General features: G+C 60.8%; 14 protein-coding genes. 4 read left to right on the top strand and 10 right to left on the bottom strand.

Annotated elements, in window-relative coordinates:
- Positions 1 to 36 precede the first annotated feature (36 nt).
- Positions 37 to 1,179 (top strand): NAD(P)/FAD-dependent oxidoreductase, encoded by a 1,143-nt coding sequence (locus tag R5N89_RS15785; protein WP_110570165.1) that lies wholly within the window; start codon positions 37 to 39, stop codon positions 1,177 to 1,179.
- Positions 1,180 to 1,220: 41 nt separating this feature from the next.
- On the opposite strand, the gene R5N89_RS15790 is transcribed toward R5N89_RS15785, so the two are convergent.
- The 3 genes from R5N89_RS15790 to R5N89_RS15800 form a co-directional block, all read right to left on the bottom strand.
- The gene (locus tag R5N89_RS15790; RefSeq protein ID WP_010516322.1) at positions 1,221 to 1,439 is read right to left on the bottom strand and encodes a ChaB family protein; all 219 of its coding nucleotides are present in this window, start codon (positions 1,437 to 1,439) and stop codon (positions 1,221 to 1,223) included.
- Positions 1,440 to 1,716: 277 nt separating this feature from the next.
- Positions 1,717 to 3,060 carry a sorbosone dehydrogenase family protein gene (locus R5N89_RS15795; protein WP_110570166.1) on the bottom strand — a complete coding sequence of 448 codons (1,344 nt, stop codon included), beginning with the start codon at positions 3,058 to 3,060 and terminating at the stop codon, positions 1,717 to 1,719.
- Positions 3,061 to 3,107: 47 nt separating this feature from the next.
- Positions 3,108 to 3,719, bottom strand: coding sequence for an NAD(P)H-dependent oxidoreductase (locus R5N89_RS15800; RefSeq protein ID WP_110570167.1), 612 nt, complete (start codon positions 3,717 to 3,719; stop codon positions 3,108 to 3,110).
- Positions 3,720 to 3,919: 200 nt separating this feature from the next.
- Here R5N89_RS15800 and R5N89_RS15805 point away from each other — a divergent pair, with 200 nt between their 5' ends.
- Positions 3,920 to 4,822 (top strand): LysR family transcriptional regulator, encoded by a 903-nt coding sequence (locus R5N89_RS15805; protein ID WP_110570168.1) that lies wholly within the window; start codon positions 3,920 to 3,922, stop codon positions 4,820 to 4,822.
- 124 nt (positions 4,823 to 4,946) lie between these two features.
- Here R5N89_RS15805 and R5N89_RS15810 read toward each other — a convergent pair whose 3' ends face one another.
- On the bottom strand, positions 4,947 to 5,399 hold the full coding sequence (locus R5N89_RS15810; protein WP_110570169.1) for an Lrp/AsnC family transcriptional regulator: 453 nt from the start codon (positions 5,397 to 5,399) through the stop codon (positions 4,947 to 4,949).
- A 312-nt stretch (positions 5,400 to 5,711) separates the two neighbouring features.
- Here R5N89_RS15810 and istA point away from each other — a divergent pair, with 312 nt between their 5' ends.
- Together istA and istB are read left to right on the top strand one after the other, a co-directional pair.
- Positions 5,712 to 7,235: an IS21 family transposase gene (gene istA, locus R5N89_RS15815; RefSeq protein ID WP_110570287.1), complete on the top strand. Its 1,524-nt coding sequence runs from the start codon at positions 5,712 to 5,714 to the stop codon at positions 7,233 to 7,235.
- Positions 7,225 to 8,004 carry an IS21-like element helper ATPase IstB gene (gene istB / locus R5N89_RS15820; protein WP_110570286.1) on the top strand — a complete coding sequence of 260 codons (780 nt, stop codon included), beginning with the start codon at positions 7,225 to 7,227 and terminating at the stop codon, positions 8,002 to 8,004. The genes istA and istB overlap by 11 nt, the downstream gene beginning before the upstream one ends.
- A gap of 346 nt (positions 8,005 to 8,350) precedes the next feature.
- Here istB and R5N89_RS15825 read toward each other — a convergent pair whose 3' ends face one another.
- The 6 genes from R5N89_RS15825 to R5N89_RS15850 all read right to left on the bottom strand — a co-directional run bounded on the left by R5N89_RS15825 (position 8,351) and on the right by R5N89_RS15850 (position 15,630).
- Positions 8,351 to 9,604, bottom strand: a complete 1,254-nt coding sequence (locus R5N89_RS15825; RefSeq protein ID WP_110570127.1) for a M20 family metallo-hydrolase — start codon at positions 9,602 to 9,604, stop codon at positions 8,351 to 8,353.
- A 15-nt stretch (positions 9,605 to 9,619) separates the two neighbouring features.
- A complete protein-coding gene (locus tag R5N89_RS15830; protein WP_110570126.1) occupies positions 9,620 to 10,705 on the bottom strand; it encodes a phosphotransferase in 1,086 nt (361 codons plus the stop codon).
- 14 nt (positions 10,706 to 10,719) lie between these two features.
- A complete protein-coding gene (locus R5N89_RS15835) occupies positions 10,720 to 12,162 on the bottom strand; it encodes an NAD-dependent succinate-semialdehyde dehydrogenase (RefSeq protein WP_167400912.1) in 1,443 nt (480 codons plus the stop codon).
- 98 nt (positions 12,163 to 12,260) lie between these two features.
- Positions 12,261 to 13,682 carry an amidase family protein gene (locus R5N89_RS15840; protein ID WP_110570129.1) on the bottom strand — a complete coding sequence of 474 codons (1,422 nt, stop codon included), beginning with the start codon at positions 13,680 to 13,682 and terminating at the stop codon, positions 12,261 to 12,263.
- Between the two features lie 247 nt (positions 13,683 to 13,929).
- The gene (locus tag R5N89_RS15845) at positions 13,930 to 15,363 is read right to left on the bottom strand and encodes an amidase family protein (protein WP_110570124.1); all 1,434 of its coding nucleotides are present in this window, start codon (positions 15,361 to 15,363) and stop codon (positions 13,930 to 13,932) included.
- Between the two features lie 63 nt (positions 15,364 to 15,426).
- Positions 15,427 to 15,630, bottom strand: a complete 204-nt coding sequence (locus tag R5N89_RS15850) for a DUF3311 domain-containing protein (protein WP_110570123.1) — start codon at positions 15,628 to 15,630, stop codon at positions 15,427 to 15,429.
- Positions 15,631 to 15,730: the final 100 nt, after the last annotated feature.

Below are 15,730 nucleotides of genomic sequence, written 5' to 3' on the forward strand. Positions count from 1 at the left end.
ATTGGCAGATGCCGATGCGTTACAGGGAGCGCGATCATGCGACGGACCATTGCGATCATCGGGGCTGGCCCTGGCGGCCTGACCCTTGCCCGTATCCTGCACCTGCACGGGATCGAGGCCACGGTCTACGAGGCCGAGACATCACCTGCCGCCAGAAAACAGGGCAGCCTGCTTGATATCCATGAACATAACGGCCAGCGTGCGCTGAAGGCGGCGGGGCTACATGATGCTTTCCGCCGCCTTGTCCGTCCCGGCGAGGATGCGAAGCGGATTGTGGACAGTAAGGGGGCCATCCTGTTCGACCGGGCGGGACAGACCCTGTCCCCGCGCCCTGAAGTTGACCGGGGCGAACTGCGCCGCATGCTGATCGCTTCCCTGCCCCCTGCCACGATCCGGTGGGGTCATAAAGTCACGTCTGTATTGCCGGTTACCAGCGGCCAGCATAAGATCGTTTTTACCAATGGCGCCAGAACCACAGCGGATCTGCTGGTCGGTGCAGATGGTGCCTGGTCGAAAGTCCGCCCGCTTCTCACCCCTGCCCGGCCCGTCTATTCAGGCACCTGCTTTATCGAGATCGCATGTCCTGTGGCCGACGTGCATAGTACGATAATCGGCACGGGCACCCTGATGGCAGTGGCACCGGGCAAGGGCATCATCGTGCATCGCAATGCCGATGGAAGTGTGACGGGATATGTGGCGCTAAACCGGCCGGAAACATGGCTCAGGTCCATTGATTTCAGCAATAGCCACGCGGGATTGGACGTAATCGCACGGCAGTTCGCGGGCTGGGCACCGCATCTGACACGCGTCATTACCGGCAGTATTGCCGATCCAGCGATCCGCCTGATCCATGCCCTGCCGCCCGGACTGCGGTGGCAGCATCGACCGGGCGTGACCCTGATTGGCGATGCCGCACATCTCATGTCCCCGTTCGCGGGTGAAGGGGCCAATCTTGCCCTGTATGACGGCGCGGAACTCGGCCAATCGCTCATCGCCCGCCCCGATGACATGAACGCGGCCGTGGCGGCCTATGAGGCGGCACTTTTTCCACAAAGCCACGCAGTGGCGCGCCGGTCCGCACAGAATCTGGACCTGTTTTTTGGACCGGATGCACCCGGCAGCGTGGTTGATCTGTTTAAGAGTGATATGGTCCTTCAGAGGACAGGCAGATGCGTCTGAAACACTACAGGTCCGGCGGGCATTACAACGGATGATACCCGTCAGGCATCGTTCCGTGCGACCCAGACGTTACCGTCCTTGACGTATTTACGCTTAACTGCCGCCCACGCCACGCGATTGGCTGCTTCCTCGGGGTCTTCACCTTTCGCGCCATATTCGGTCCAGGCATTGTTGAATGCGGCCCGGAAAATTTCCTGGGCATGGGTGGGCAGGTGCAGACGGACCCGGTCTGGCAGATCGTGGATTGATGAGTAAGGCATCAGGTCACCCCATTGGTCAGGACTTCATCTGTCACGCACAGGCCTGTCGGGGCAACCTTCAGGTCATACCATGGCGGGTCGGGTGCAATACCTGTGCTGAAGCAGGTCAATCCGGACAGTTTTCGTGGTTCGCAGGCAGTTATGCCGAAAATGACCTATGGTGGAGGAAGTTGCCTAACCGCTCCCCTGACGGCATCAGTCCGTCATGAGCGTAGCATATGTCATCTCAGAACCGATCCAAAAGAAATGAGCCGGGTACGGCCGGTCTACACCCCATTCATTCGGCGGCGTTACCGGACACACGCCATACGACACCGCCCACATCGTCTGCCACCAGCAATGCGCCCGACCTGTCAATCGCAAGGCCCACGGGACGACCATGCACATGCGCTTCGTCCGGTATCAGGAAACCCGTCAGCACATCAACCGGCGACCCGGACGGCTTCCCATCGGCAAACGGCACATAGATGACCCTGTAGCCACTCTTGGGACGGCGGTTCCACGATCCATGCTGTGCGACGAACAGTCCATGGCGCCAGGCGTCCGGAAGCTGGGTAGCATCCTGAGAGAAGGTGATGCCAAGGGAGGCCGTATGCGGACCAAGCGCGTAATCTGGCGCGATCGCCTGCGCGACGAGGTCCGGTCGCTGTGGCGAGACCCGGACATCAACATGCTGGCCGTAATAGCTGTAAGGCCAGCCATAGAATGCGCCTTCCTTGACTGATGTGATGTAGTCGGGGACGAGGTCGCTACCGATTTCATCGCGCTCGTTGACCACCACCCACAGGGCACCACTCTCCGGCTCAAAGGCCAGGCCGTTCGGGTTGCGCAGCCCGGTTGCATAGGGTGTCAGCTTTCCCGTGGTGAGATCGAGCCGGTCGATCCGTGCCCGTCCTTCTTCGACCTCCATCCCGTTATCGGCAACATTGCTGTTGGACCCGACGGTCACATACAGGAAACGCCCGTCCGGGCTTGCGAGCAGGTTTTTTGTCCAGTGGTGGTTGTAGCCTGCCGGCAGGTCCACAACCTTGGTTCCCGGTGCATCAATCCGCGTGTCGCCATCATGATAGGGAAAGCGAAGGATTGCATTGGCATTGGCGACATACAGATCATTACCCACCAGCGCCATGCCGAAGGGCGAATAGAGATGATCGAGAAACACCGTGCGGGTATCCGCTGCCCCATCGCCCTTAGTGTCGCGGAGCAGGATAATCCGGTTCGGGCTGGCCTCCCCCGCACCAACCTTGCCCATCACGAACCCGGCAATGCGATTTTTGAGTGTCTGGACATCCGTTTTGGGCGAGTTGCTCTCGGCCACCAGAATATCGCCATTGGGCAACCGATAAAGCCATCGGGGGTGGTCGAGCCCCTTTGCATAGGGTGCAACCGTCAGCCCCTGAGCGGGTGCGGGCGTCTGCCCGTCTGCCCAGCCCACGGGCGTCGCGACATTGACGGTCGGGAACAGGGTATGGTTGGGCCGCGGCAGATCAGGATGCGGGCCTGTTCCTGCCGTCACGGGAAGGGATGCACTTTCCGGACGCAGGACGAGCTCCCATGTCGCTGCACCAAGCACTGCCAGGCTGACCACTCCGGCGCTGCCCCAACGTATCCATGTCTTCATGTTATTCTCTCGGTTCCATGTTGTCCGGCAAAACCCTGCGATCCGGGCTACGATTCAGCGCCACCCTTTGGCAGGACAAAGCCAAGAACTTCTGCGAGGTGGGCACGATAGCGCGCGACGGTCCGATCAACCGCCGGTTCCTTCATAACGTTTGACGCAAGATACGTTGCAAGCGGCGTCATGCCCAGGAACTGGTTGGCCTTGTGGAAAGGGAAATAGACCGCATCAATCCCCTTCCCTTCAAAGAACTGTGCCGGATCGACAAAGGCTTCTTCCGGGGCGTTCCATGTCACGGAAAGCATGTAATGCTTCCCCTGCAGCAGGCCACCTGACCCGTATTTGCGCCCAGGATGCGACCGGCTGCGCCCATCATTGGCATAAAGCGTGCCATGACCGGCGGTAAAGACTTCATCAACATACTTCTTGACCGTCCATGGCGCGCCCATCCACCAACCCGGCATCTGATAGATGACCAGATCAGCCCACAGGATATTCTCGACTTCCGCCTGAATGTCATACCCGGCGTCGATCTTTGTCTGCCGCGTGCTGAAACCCGCATTCGACAGCAGTTCAAGGGCGGCGCCATGCAGCGTATCGTTCAGACGACCATGAGAATGGGCGAAAGCCTTGCCGCCGTTCAGAAGGAGAATGTTTTTCATCGCAATAGTGTCCTGCAAAAAGTATTCTGGATACGCCTGACCAGGCTTCAGAGCCAATCTCCGGAAGAATTTTCAATATGACGGCGCATCAGTGGTGCGAGCGGCATCTGTTCCCTACACAACATGATGAACTTGACAGGCTTTGATAATCTGTCGCTTCTCCACATCACCTGTGAACCCGTTTCATCAAAGAGGCGCTGATGGACAACCGGATTGGCGAAATGCAGATGTTTCTGCGTGTCGTGGAACGCGGCAGTTTTTCCGAAGCAGCGCGCCTGTCAATGACAACGCCCTCGACGATAAGCAAACTGATTGCCCGCGTTGAGACACGCCTTGGCGTACGCCTGCTTGAACGTTCGACACGGCGGCTTTCCGTCACGCCGGAAGGGCAGCTTTACTACGAGCGTGCTCAGGCGCTGATCGCTGATCTTGACGATATGGAACATGCGCTCACCACAGGATCGGTTCGGCCGGGCGGCACTGTGCGCATCAACGCCTCGGTTGCCTTCGGAGCGCTGGCGCTTGAGCCTCTCCTTCCAGAGTTCTGGGATGCCTATCCGGATATCATCGTTGATCTGTCGCTCTCCGACGAACTGACGGACCTTTATCTTGATCGCACGGATGTCGCCATTCGGGTCGGACCGATACAGGATTCAAATCTGACAGCCCGGCGTATCGGCACGGCCCGACGCAAGATTGTCGGGTCGCCAGATTACCTGAACCGGTTTGGTACACCACGGAGCATTGATGATCTGGACCATCATAAATGCCTTGGCTTCAATTTCCGGCGTGCCGCCCCTGTCTGGCCGCTGCAGGAGAAAGGCCGCATCGCAGATCGTATCGTCCAAGGCCCCCTGCTCGCCAATAATGGCGAAACAGTCAGACGCCTGACATTGCGGGGTGCAGGGCTGGCGCGGCTTGGCGACTACCATGTGCGCGATGATATCAAGGCCCGCCGTCTCGTTGAGGTTCTGGCCCATGCGGACGCGCAGGATGAAGAAGAGATCCATGCGCTCTATCTTGGCAGCAAACAGACGCCCCAGCGCGTGAGAGTGTTTCTGGACTTTGTCATTCCGCGCCTTCAGGCGTATTTGCGTGCCTGAATGTCGCGCCTTCTGTCAGATCAGAAGCGAAGAATTGATCTCCGGACGATGCGTTCACGCACGCGCCAATATAACCTGCAGCCCGCTTCGCTTCCAGCATCTCCAGCATGATGGGTGAGATATCTTATGCAAAGCTTGCGTTCTTGACCTTCAGGAGGGGGATGTCGGTCTTCATACTTCGCACGCCTTTGATCCGTGCAAGGTGTTCACGCTGAAAACGTCTCAGTCCTGGAAGGTCTTCTGCAACAACGCGCAACAGGAAATCACAATCTCCCGCAAGGACATGTGCTTCCGTCACCTGCGGAAGCTTCCCGATTTCCTCGACGAAATGCTCGGACTGCCGCTCGTCTTCTCCCGTCAGCCATATCCTGACAAAAGCCGTTACGCCGAACCCGGCTTTTGCGGGATTCACAACAGCGACATACCCCTCGATAACGCCACTTTCTTGCAGCATCCGCACCCGGCGCAGGCACGGCGAGGGAGAAAGCCCGACGCGCCTCGCAAGTTCATTGTTGGGACAGCGGCCATCTTCCTGAAGAACACGAAGAATACGCCGATCAATCGCATCCAGTTTCACTGGCATCATATATCATGAATGAAATTTCTGACGCAATCATATGCCAGATATTGGCGGATAAATTGGCATAAACGCAACCCCCTGTCCGCTGGTCCGCACTATCCTGTCCTCTCTCGCGTCGCAGGAATAGTGATCCGGAGCATAATCGGAGAGCATGAAAACGCCGCGGGACCTTGTGGATTTTCTTCTAAAGCGCCGTGTGTTGATTTTCACTGAGAACTGACCCGGGTAGGGCGGAAATTTTCATCGAGATTTGACCCATGCCTTCACACTCCCCGGCAGCATCTGCTGGGGGTTTGAGGAGTGATTGACATGGAGCTTCTGAGTGTGATCCGTCGGTGGCACTGCCGGGATCATCTTCCGATCCGCGAGATCGAACGCCGGACGGGACTGTCACGCAATACGATCCGGAAATATCTCCGGGCACAGAGTATTGAACCACGGTTTCAGGTTCCCGAACGTCCCAGCCGACTGGACCCGTTTGCTGACAGGCTGAGGGGATGGCTGGTCCTGGAAGCCGCTCGCCCCCGCAAGAACCGGCGCACGGCGCGACGACTGCATGAAGACCTTGTGGCGCTGGGTTATGATGGGTCCTACGGACGGGTGGCCGCTTTCATCCGGCAGTGGAAACACGAACAGCGCCAGGCACGCCAGACAACGGGTCGGGGTGTTTTCGTGCCCCTGTGCTTCCAGCCCGGGGAAGCCTTCCAGTTCGACTGGGGCGAGGACTGGGCGGTGATTGCCGGGCATCGCGTCAAGCTGCAGGTTGCCCACACCAAACTGTCCTTCAGCCGGGCCTTCATACTCAGGGCCTATCCCCTGCAGACCCACGAGATGCTTTTCGATGCGCTTACCGAGGCCTTCCGCGTGCTCGGTGGCGTGCCGCGGCGGGGTATTTTTGACAACATGAAGACCGCCGTGGACCGGATTGGGTCGGGCAAGGCACGTCAGGTCAATCTGCGCTTCATGGCCCTGGCCAGCCATTATCTGTTCGAGGCGACCTTCTGCAATCCGGCAGCCGGATGGGAGAAAGGGCAGATCGAGAAGACCGTGCAGGATGCCCGGCGCCAGATCTGGCAGGATCTGCCTGCCTTTCCTGATCTGGGGGCGCTGAACGCCTGGCTGGAAGCCCGCTGCCTGGACTGTTGGGAACGGCTGCAGCATGCTGAATTGCCGCACAGCGTCTCCGAGGTCCATGCCAGCGAACGTCCCCACCTCATGATCCCGGGGCGGCCCTTTGACGGGTTTGTCGAACAGACCAAGCGCGTCTCACCAACCTGCCTGATCCAGTTCGAAGGCAATCGCTACAGCGTGCCGGCCTCCTTTGCCAATCGTCCGGTCAGCCTGCGGGTTTATCCCGACAGGCTACGCATTATCGCCGAAGGGCAGGTTCTGTGCGTGCATGACCGGATCATCACGCGTTCGCATGGTGTGCCAGGCCGCACGGTGTATGACTGGCGGCATTATCTGGCGGTCATCCAGCGCAAACCGGGCGCCCTGCGCAATGGCGCGCCGTTTACCGAATTGCCAGCCGCCTTCCGGACCCTGCAGGATCAACTGCTCAGGCGGCCTGGAGGCGACCGGGAAATGGCTGAAATCCTGGCCCTTGTGCTGCAGCATGATGAGCAGGCTGTCCTCTGCGCGGTTGAACTGGCACTTGAAGACGGCGTGGCGACCAAGACCCATGTTCTCAATACGCTTCATCGCCTGATCGATGCCAAGAGAACCGTGGTTCCCCGGCTTGATGCCCCACAGGCCCTGGTGCTCGCACACGAACCGTGCGCCGATACAGGGCGGTATGACATCCTGCGAAGGGACAGCCGCCATGCGTCATGATCCTGCTGCTGCTTCACTTGTCGTCATGCTCCGTGGATTGCGGATGTATGGCATGGCCCAGGCCACGGCCGACCTCATCGAGCAGGGCGCGCCCGCCTTCGAGGCGGCCATCCCCATCCTCTCGCAGCTCCTGAAGGCGGAACTGGCCGAACGCGAAGTCCGCTCCATCGCCTACCAGACAAAGACCGCCCGGTTCCCCGCCTACAAGGACCTGTCCGGGTTCTCCTTTGCCGATACGCAGGTCAACGAGCCCATGATCCGCCAGCTCCATGGCGGGGACTTCATCGAGCGTGCTGAAAATGTCGTGCTGATCGGTGGCCCGGGAACCGGGAAAACCCACCTGGCGACCGCGCTGGCCATCCAGGCGATCACCCATCACCGCAAGAAGGCGCGCTTCTGGTCAACGGTCGACCTGGTCAATGCGCTCGAACAGGAAAAGATCACCAACCGGGCCGGGCAGATTGCCGACAGGCTGCTCCGCCTGGATCTCGTGATCCTTGATGAACTCGGTTATCTCCCCTTCAGTGCATCAGGGGGCGCCCTGCTGTTCCATCTGCTCAGCCGCCTCTACGAGCGCACCAGTGTCATCATCACAACCAATCTCAGCTTCAGTGAATGGGGTGATGTCTTTGGTGACCCGAAGATGACGACGGCGCTCCTCGATCGGCTGACCCATCACTGTCATATCCTCGAGACAGGAAATGACAGCTACAGGTTCCGCGCCAGCACCGCCGCGTCAAAAAACAAAAAGGACAGATCCTCTTCTTGACCGCCCGCCTCACTATGCCTGAAATAGCATCTGGCTGGGTCAATTCCTGATGAAAAACCCGGGTCAGTTCTCAGTGAAAATCAACAGCTACTGTCTTTTGTCAACAGAACCTACCAGGCCCTGGCCAGACACATGCCCCGATCTACGATCGGGAGACCTGCCATAGCATCGACCTTGATATGTATCTGGTCGCGTTATCGCACGTGCGCCAGCTTCAGATTACGTCTACAGTCGGCAATCATTCCTTGAGACCGGAGATGGGAGGGGCCGGTTATCGAAAAGACCTTGATTTGCTGTTTCTATCTGGCGGAATACAGGAAACGATATTCCGCTCACCAGACAGGCCTCAGGCGAGGTCGAAATGCTCATCTGCTGCCATGATCGCACGCATCAGTACGTTTGCACCCGCTACGATATCATCCGGTTCGGCATATTCAGCCTCGTTGTGGCTCAGCCCATCACGGCAGGGAATGAAAATCATCGCCGTCGGGCAAATCCGGGCCATATAGGCCGCATCATGCCCCGCGCCGGAAATGATGTCGCGATGGCTCAGCCCCGCCTTTGCCGCCGCATCGCGCACCATACCGATGCAGGCCGGGTCAAACGGTACGGAAGGCGAGCCCCAGCTTTCCTCGATCAACAGTTCAATGCCCGCCCTGCGTGCAATCTCGCCCGCCTGCGTGCGAAAGTCAGCTTCCATCCTGTCGATCACCGCATCATCAGGGTGGCGCAGGTCCAGCGTCATGCGCACTTCACCCGGCACTACGTTGCGGCTGCCGGGACTTGCGTCAATGATGCCGATGGTTGTCTTGGCATCGGGCCCGTGCGCTGCCGCCACATCCGCCGCCAGCACCATCAGGCGGCCTGCTGCGAGCAGCGCGTCCCGGCGCAGTTCCATGGGGGTGGTGCCGGCATGGGCTTCTTGGCCAATCAGGGTCACGTCAAACCACCGCATGCCCTGCACGCCCGTCACGACGCCAATGGTTTTGCCCTCGTTTTCCAGCACCGGCCCCTGTTCGATATGCAACTCGAAATAGGCGGCAAGCGGGTGAGCACCACAGGGTTCATCGCCTTTATAGCCGATCGCCTGCAGGGCATCACCCAGACGGACTCCATCACGGTCGGCAAGGCCATAGGCCTGCTCCAGCGTAAACACACCGCTAAAAACGCCTGATGCCGTCATGGCCGGGGCGAAACGCGCCCCTTCCTCATTGGTCCAGTTGGCCAGTTCGATTGCATGGCGCGGCACATATCCCGCCGCACGGAAGGCCCGCAAGACGGCCAGCCCCCCCAGCACGCCATAAATGCCATCATAGCGGCCACCCGTGGGCTGGGTGTCGAGGTGGCTGCCCATCATCAGCGGGGGCAAGGTCGGATCACTCCCCTCAAGGCGCAGGAACTGGCTGCCCATGGTATCGACCGCAAGGGAACAGCCAAGTGCCGCACCCTGCGCGGCCAGCCAGTCACGGACAAGGCGGTCCTCCGCCGACAGGGCCAGCCGGCGGATGCCGCCCCGTGGCGTTGCGCCAAAACGGGACGTGAAGGCGATGTCCTCGTTCAGGCGAAGACCATCAATCGTGATATTGGCGTTCTTGTGCATCTGACTAACCTTTTTTCATGGTCCTGTGCTGGTGGCGGCGGCGAAAGTCAGCATCCTGTCGCGCAGGGTGTCCTGCAACGCCTCCAGCCGGGCCAGGCCCTCCCACGCGATCGCCTGATTGCGCGTGATGTATGGGGCATCGGCGGGATTGCGGCTGGCCCGCCATGAACTGATGCCCAGCGACATGACCAGCCGCGCACCCATCATGGCAGGCAGGCAGGCCAGTTCCGCCCGTGTGAGCGCAATGGTCTGGCAATAACCGGAAAGGATGGCCATGAACTGCTCCACTGGCTGCGTGCCGGTGCCCATCATGTATGATGCGGCGATTGCCAGATCCTGCACGCGCGGGGCGCGGATCACATCGCCAAAGTCAATCACACCCTCGATGGCGTGCGCGCTGCACAGGATATTATGAACATTGAAGTCGTTATGGATCACCTGCATGGGCAATGTCGCCATGACAGGCAGCACCTGCTGCTCGAATGCCGCCAGCGCGGCGTCAGCCAGGGCCTTCTGCTCCTCGGTGGGGAAATAACGGATGAAATTGCGCATATAGGCCGCATTGCGCAAATTCCACAAAAGGGCATGGAACTGGGCCGGATGGTGAAAGCCCGTCAATGCCTGGTCCAGCCGTCCCAGCATCCCCCCGATCGAGGTGCACAGTGGCACCGTGGCTGACCGGTTGCCCAGTGGCGTGCCGGGCAGGAATGTCACCATCCGCACGATCCGTTCTTCTCCCGCCTGATCGCGCCAGACGGCACGCGGGACGGATGGCTCCAGCAGCTCCGGCACGGCCAGCGTCGGGTCTTTTGCCCTGAGGTAGCGCAGGACACTGTCCTGCAGGTCGAGCATATCCGGCTGTTCGGCACAGTGGGCGATTTTCAGCACGTAATCCCCGCCCTGGGCGGTGCGGAGGCGGAAATTCCGGTCGCGCTCTCCCGGCAGGCGTGACACCATGCCGGTCATGCCAAACATGTCACGCGCGATCCGGGTGGCTTCCTCCACCGATACGGGCTGCGATGGCTGTTCAAGTATGATCAGCGCCGCTTCAAAGTCGGCTTCGGTTTTGGCCTCGCCAACACAAGGGACAGGCACGTCCATCGGATGCCTCCCGTTCATATATAATCCATTGACGTCACCAGACGGGTATCGAGGTAGGCATCGAGCGCCTCCGAGCCACCTTCCGAGCCATAACCGGAATCCCCGATCCCGCCAAAGGGAATTTCCGGCAGGGACAGGCCGATATGGTTGATGGTCAACATGCCCGTACGCACCGTATCACGCAGGCGCGCTGCAACCCCGCCCGCCCCCGTAAAGGCATAGGCCGCCAGTCCGTATGGCAGGCGATTGGCCTCGGCAATCGCATCCTCCAGCGTATCGAAGGGGCAGAGCAGCGAGATCGGGCCAAAGGGCTCCTCGTTCATGATGCGCATATCAGCCGTCAGCCCCGTCAAAACGGTGGGCGCATAGAAATAACCCGGCCCTGCCAGGCGCATGCCGCCGGTTTCCACCTTTGCGCCCCTGTCGCGCGCCTCATTGACTAGAGCCTCGACCGCCTCCAGCCGCCGCTGGCTGACCAGGGGCCCCATCTGCGTGCCCGGGCGCTGGCCATTGCCCACCACAAGCGCTTGCATGTGGGCGACATAGGCGGCCCGGAATTCCTTAAAGACCCCTTTTTCGATCAGGAACCGCGTGGGAGAGACGCAGACCTGCCCGGCATTGCGGATCTTGGCTGCAGCAAGAAGGGAAACCGCACGCGTGATGTCGGCATCCGCCGTGACAATCACCGGACCATGACCGCCGAGTTCCATGGTCACGCGCTTCATGTGCGCGCCCGCAAGGGATGCCAGGATCTTGCCAACCGCCGTTGACCCCGTGAAGGTGACCTTGCGGATGATATCATCGGCGATCAGCGTTTCCGAGATTTCGGCGGGCGTGCCGTATACCAGCCCGATCACCCCAGCAGGCACACCCGCATCGGCAAAGGCACGGATCAGCATCGCAGGCGAGGCCGGTGTCTCCTCCGGGGCCTTGACGATGATGGAGCACCCGGTGGCAAGTGCTGCGCTGACCTTGCGCACGACCTGATTGACCGGGAAATTCCACGGACAGAACGCCGCAACCGGGCCAACGGGCGTGCGGATGACAGACTGCGTGACCCCCATGAGGCGCGCGGGTACGAGGCGCCCATAGGCGCGCCGTCCCTCCTCTGCCATCCAGTCGATGATATCGGCGGCCGCCGCCATCTCGGCACGCGCCTCCGCCACGGGCTTGCCCTGTTCGAGCGACATGCAGGTTGCCGCTTCCTCTGCGCGTTTACGCAGCAGCGCGGCAGCGCGGCGCATGATCTGGTAGCGCGCGAAGGCGGGCGTGGCGCTCCATACGGCAAAGCCGCGCCGTGCCGCTGCCAGCGCCTGCGCCAGTTCGGGCTGCCCCGCATGGGCGACAGTGCCGATCACCTGTCCGGTCGCGGGGTTGAGCACGTCAAGCGTACGCCCATCGCTGGCTGCCTGCCACTGGCCATCAATAAACAACAGGGTATCGGGGTAAGACATCATCATGTTTCTCTTGCGAAAATATCGACACATGCGTGGCAGGCAGTACTGCATTACAAAGAGCGCGACCGCAGCATCATGGCACTGCGGTCGCGCGGGGATCAGCTTTTCCGCATGGCCTTGTCAAAGGCTGCGGCCGGATCGGGGCGCGCCTCAGCCAGCAGGCCTTCGAGTGTCATGCTCAGGCGCAGCACGCCGATATCATCATTGATGCGGCCACCAATCTGGATGCCCACCGGCAGACCACCCGAAGAATATCCCGCCGGCAGCGACGAGGCAGGCTGGCCCGTCATATTGTACAGCAGGGAGAACCCGGCCCATTCCAGCCAGTCTGGCCAGTTGTCATCGGGCACCGTCAGCCCCGCCTTGAGCGGCAGGATGGAAACGGTGGGCGAGATGACAAAGTCAACCGCTGCATGCAGGCGCGCGCATTCCTGGCGGTAGGCCAGCCGCGCCATCATCGCATCAACGTAATCCCCGGTGGGAATATGCGCGCCATGGTCGCCCCAGCCACGGAATTCGGGGTCAAGCAGGTCACGCTCGGCCGAGGTCAGGCGGCGCTGGGACTGCCATGCCCCCACCTGCCACAACGTGCGATAGGTCGGGCGCCAGTCTTCCATGGGGGCCAACGGCACCAGAACGGCACCAGCCGCCTCGATGCGCGCGATGGCGGCGCGGTACACCTGCGCCACTTCGGGATCAACCTTCATGAAGCCGAAATCTTCCGTTACCCCTATCCTTACCCCTGCCAGAGGCAGCGGTGTGACCGGAAAATCCGAGGCCGGGAGCGGATCGGTGGTAAAGGGGTCCAACGGATGACGCCCTTCAATAACAGAGAACATCAGGCCAGCATCCGCCACCGTACGGGTCATCGGGCCAAAATGCGCCATGTCGGAATAATGCGGGCCGATGGGGTACATCGGCACGCGGCCGAATGTTGCCTTGAAGCCAAACACGCCACTGAAGCTGGCCGGCACGCGAATGGAGCCGCCGCCATCGCTGCCGAGTGCCAGCGGGCCACACCCGGCGCTGATGGAGGCCCCCGCCCCGCCACTGCTGCCGCCGGGCGTGTGGTCGGTATTATGCGGGTTGCGGGTGATGCCGGTCAGCGGGCTGTCGGTCACCGCCTTCCAGCCCCCTTCGCAGGTGGTGGTCGAGGCAAACAGCACGGCACCAGCCTGGCGCAGACGCTCGACAGAGGGAGAATCCTGTGTTGCGGGTGGATTATGTTCGGCCAGGCGCGAACCACGGGCAAAGCGCCAGCCTTTCACCATGGCCGTATCCTTGATGGAAACCGGCACGCCTTCCAGCGGGCGCGTGGGCAGGCCAGCCGCCCAGCTCCGCTCGGCCGCGACTGCGGTAGCGAGGGCGCGTTCGGGGTCAAGGCTGCAAAACGCATTGAGCACCGGCTGTACCGCCTCGGAACGGGCGATGACATCGCGGATCACCTCTACCGGTGAGAGCTTCCGAGCGGCATAGAGCGATAGAAGCTCAACGGCCGATAGTTCACATAATTCAGTCATGGAAATCATCTCTGCTTCTTGATGTGCCCCAAACCGGGAACACGCGAACCTGAGCCGGTCACCCTGAGCACCGCCATGGCTCATGCGGTCTGCTCCGAACCGGCCAGACAAACACGGATATGAAAAACTAAGTCAGCCCCGCAAAAGGAACAGCAGGCACCGGAGCCTGTGCCAGGGGATCATTGCAATGCCGTTCCATCCTGATGCGCCAGATCATGCGGAGTTGTGAAAGGGCATGGGCATGTCATCATGTTTTCTCCCTGATGTATTCCAGACAGTTCAGGTCAGGTCGCACCGCGCTCCATGGGCGGGCCTCCTCCCATGCTGCGCAGGCCTGCAGCACGCCCAGGTCATCAAAGCGGCGGCCGACCACCTGCAGGCCCACCGGCAGGTGGTCAGCGCCAAAGCCACAAGGGATGCTGGCTGCCGGGTTGCCCGCCCAGTTGAAGGGATAGGAAAACTCCGCCCAGCTCAGCCAATCCCAGTCATGTCGTGGCCATGTATCGGGCTGGAGTTGCGTGGCGGGGAATGCCGTCACACTGACGGCGGGCGTGAGCAGGAAGTCCCATTGGGTAAAGAACTCATGGATTTCGACCGCGTAGGCAAAACGCCTCTCACGCGCGAGGGTAAAGTCCTGCATCGTGCGGCCCTGCGTTTCCTTGAGCATCGCCACCAGGCCGGGGTCCATCAGCGGTTCCCACTCAGGCAGGAGCGTGCATTTTGCGCTATAGGTGGCAGGCCAGAAAAAACGCGCCAGTTCCGGGCCTTTTGGCCCCCAGGCAGGAGTGACCTCCTCGACCGTGGCCCCCATGGCCTCGAACACACCAACCGCCGCCGCAACGGCTTCGGCCACATCGGGATCGACACGGGCGTGCCCCAGGTCAGGGCTATAGGCGATCCGGCGCCCTCTGAGCGGGGCGGAGAGCATGGTTGAATAAGGTAGAGGCGCGGCTTCGAGGGAGGTATAATCCCACGGATGCGGGCCACTCATGGCCTCGAGCATCAGGGCTGCATCCTTTACCGTACGCGTGAGCGGCCCCATATGCGTTGCCAGGTCATTATTGCTGATGGGCCAGTTCGGTATCCGACCATGGGTCGGTTTCATGCCAAACACCCCGCAGAAATGCGCGGGCATGCGGATGGAACCGGCTCCGTCACCGCCCTGGTGCAGAGGGCCATAGCCGGCTGCCGCCGCAGCCCCCGCCCCGGCTGAGGAGGCTCCTGCGTTGTATCCTGCCTTCCACGGGTTGCTGGTTACACCTGTGAGCGGACTCCCGCTGACACCCTTCCAGCCGAATTCCGGCACGGTCGTCTTTCCCAGCATCACTGTGCCAGCATCATGCAGCCGCGTGACGCACGGGGCATCCACGATGGGCACATTATCCTTGCGCGACCATGAACCGTAGCGGGTCGGGATATTCGCGGTTTCCTGAAGGTCCTTGATGGTAACCGGTACGCCCTCAAGCCGGCGGGCCGTGCCTGAGCGGTAGGCCGCCTCCGCCCGCCGGGCACCGTCCATGGCCTGCGTGGCGGTCACCTCGACCATGGCGTTGATCTTTGTTTCCGTCGCTTCAATATGGCGCAGAACCGCAGCCACCACCTCAACGGGAGAGAGGCGGCCGCTCTCATAATGCGCGGTCAGTTCCGCTGCTGATATGAAACCGATTTCTTCGTCAGACATCTCGCATCTTCCCCACCCGCAGGCCACCGGGCACATTGTCCATCATATGAGGGCCATGCCGCATCATTCAGGATGATGCCTGCGGTCGAACATGACCCAGCACAGACCAAGGCAGCCCGATGTCAGCAGGAACCACGCAAAGATCCAGACCATGAAGAAAGGCAGTCCAGCAATATCAATCCCGACCTTGTCAATTACGGGAAAAAGCAGGTCGATCATGACCATGGGAATGACAAGTCCAATAATAAAGCTGCTCTTTGAAGGCATTGGAAGCTCGCTTTCATGTAAAGGGAAGCAGAGACCGGAATGACTGGCTGCGGCAGGGGCGGTGACGCTCCTGCCGCCTCCATGTAGCCAGATGCGCACG

The sequence above is a fragment of the Komagataeibacter sucrofermentans DSM 15973 genome (assembly GCF_040581405.1).
Taxonomy (GTDB): Bacteria; Pseudomonadota; Alphaproteobacteria; order Acetobacterales; family Acetobacteraceae; genus Komagataeibacter; species Komagataeibacter sucrofermentans.

Excerpts from the sequence above, each read along its gene's own strand:
- R5N89_RS15785 (WP_110570165.1), top strand. The coding sequence starts at position 37 with ATGCGACGGACCATTGCGATCATCGGGGCTGGCCCTGGCGGCCTGACC.
- R5N89_RS15790 (WP_010516322.1), bottom strand. The coding sequence starts at position 1,439 with ATGCCTTACTCATCAATCCACGATCTGCCAGACCGGGTCCGTCTGCAC.
- R5N89_RS15795 (WP_110570166.1), bottom strand. The coding sequence starts at position 3,060 with ATGAAGACATGGATACGTTGGGGCAGCGCCGGAGTGGTCAGCCTGGCA.
- R5N89_RS15800 (WP_110570167.1), bottom strand. The coding sequence starts at position 3,719 with ATGAAAAACATTCTCCTTCTGAACGGCGGCAAGGCTTTCGCCCATTCT.
- R5N89_RS15805 (WP_110570168.1), top strand. The coding sequence starts at position 3,920 with ATGGACAACCGGATTGGCGAAATGCAGATGTTTCTGCGTGTCGTGGAA.
- istA (WP_110570287.1), top strand. The coding sequence starts at position 5,712 with ATGGAGCTTCTGAGTGTGATCCGTCGGTGGCACTGCCGGGATCATCTT.
- istB (WP_110570286.1), top strand. The coding sequence starts at position 7,225 with ATGCGTCATGATCCTGCTGCTGCTTCACTTGTCGTCATGCTCCGTGGA.
- R5N89_RS15825 (WP_110570127.1), bottom strand. The coding sequence starts at position 9,604 with ATGCACAAGAACGCCAATATCACGATTGATGGTCTTCGCCTGAACGAG.
- R5N89_RS15830 (WP_110570126.1), bottom strand. The coding sequence starts at position 10,705 with ATGGACGTGCCTGTCCCTTGTGTTGGCGAGGCCAAAACCGAAGCCGAC.
- R5N89_RS15835 (WP_167400912.1), bottom strand. The coding sequence starts at position 12,162 with ATGATGTCTTACCCCGATACCCTGTTGTTTATTGATGGCCAGTGGCAG.
- R5N89_RS15840 (WP_110570129.1), bottom strand. The coding sequence starts at position 13,682 with ATGACTGAATTATGTGAACTATCGGCCGTTGAGCTTCTATCGCTCTAT.
- R5N89_RS15845 (WP_110570124.1), bottom strand. The coding sequence starts at position 15,363 with ATGTCTGACGAAGAAATCGGTTTCATATCAGCAGCGGAACTGACCGCG.
- R5N89_RS15850 (WP_110570123.1), bottom strand. The coding sequence starts at position 15,630 with ATGCCTTCAAAGAGCAGCTTTATTATTGGACTTGTCATTCCCATGGTC.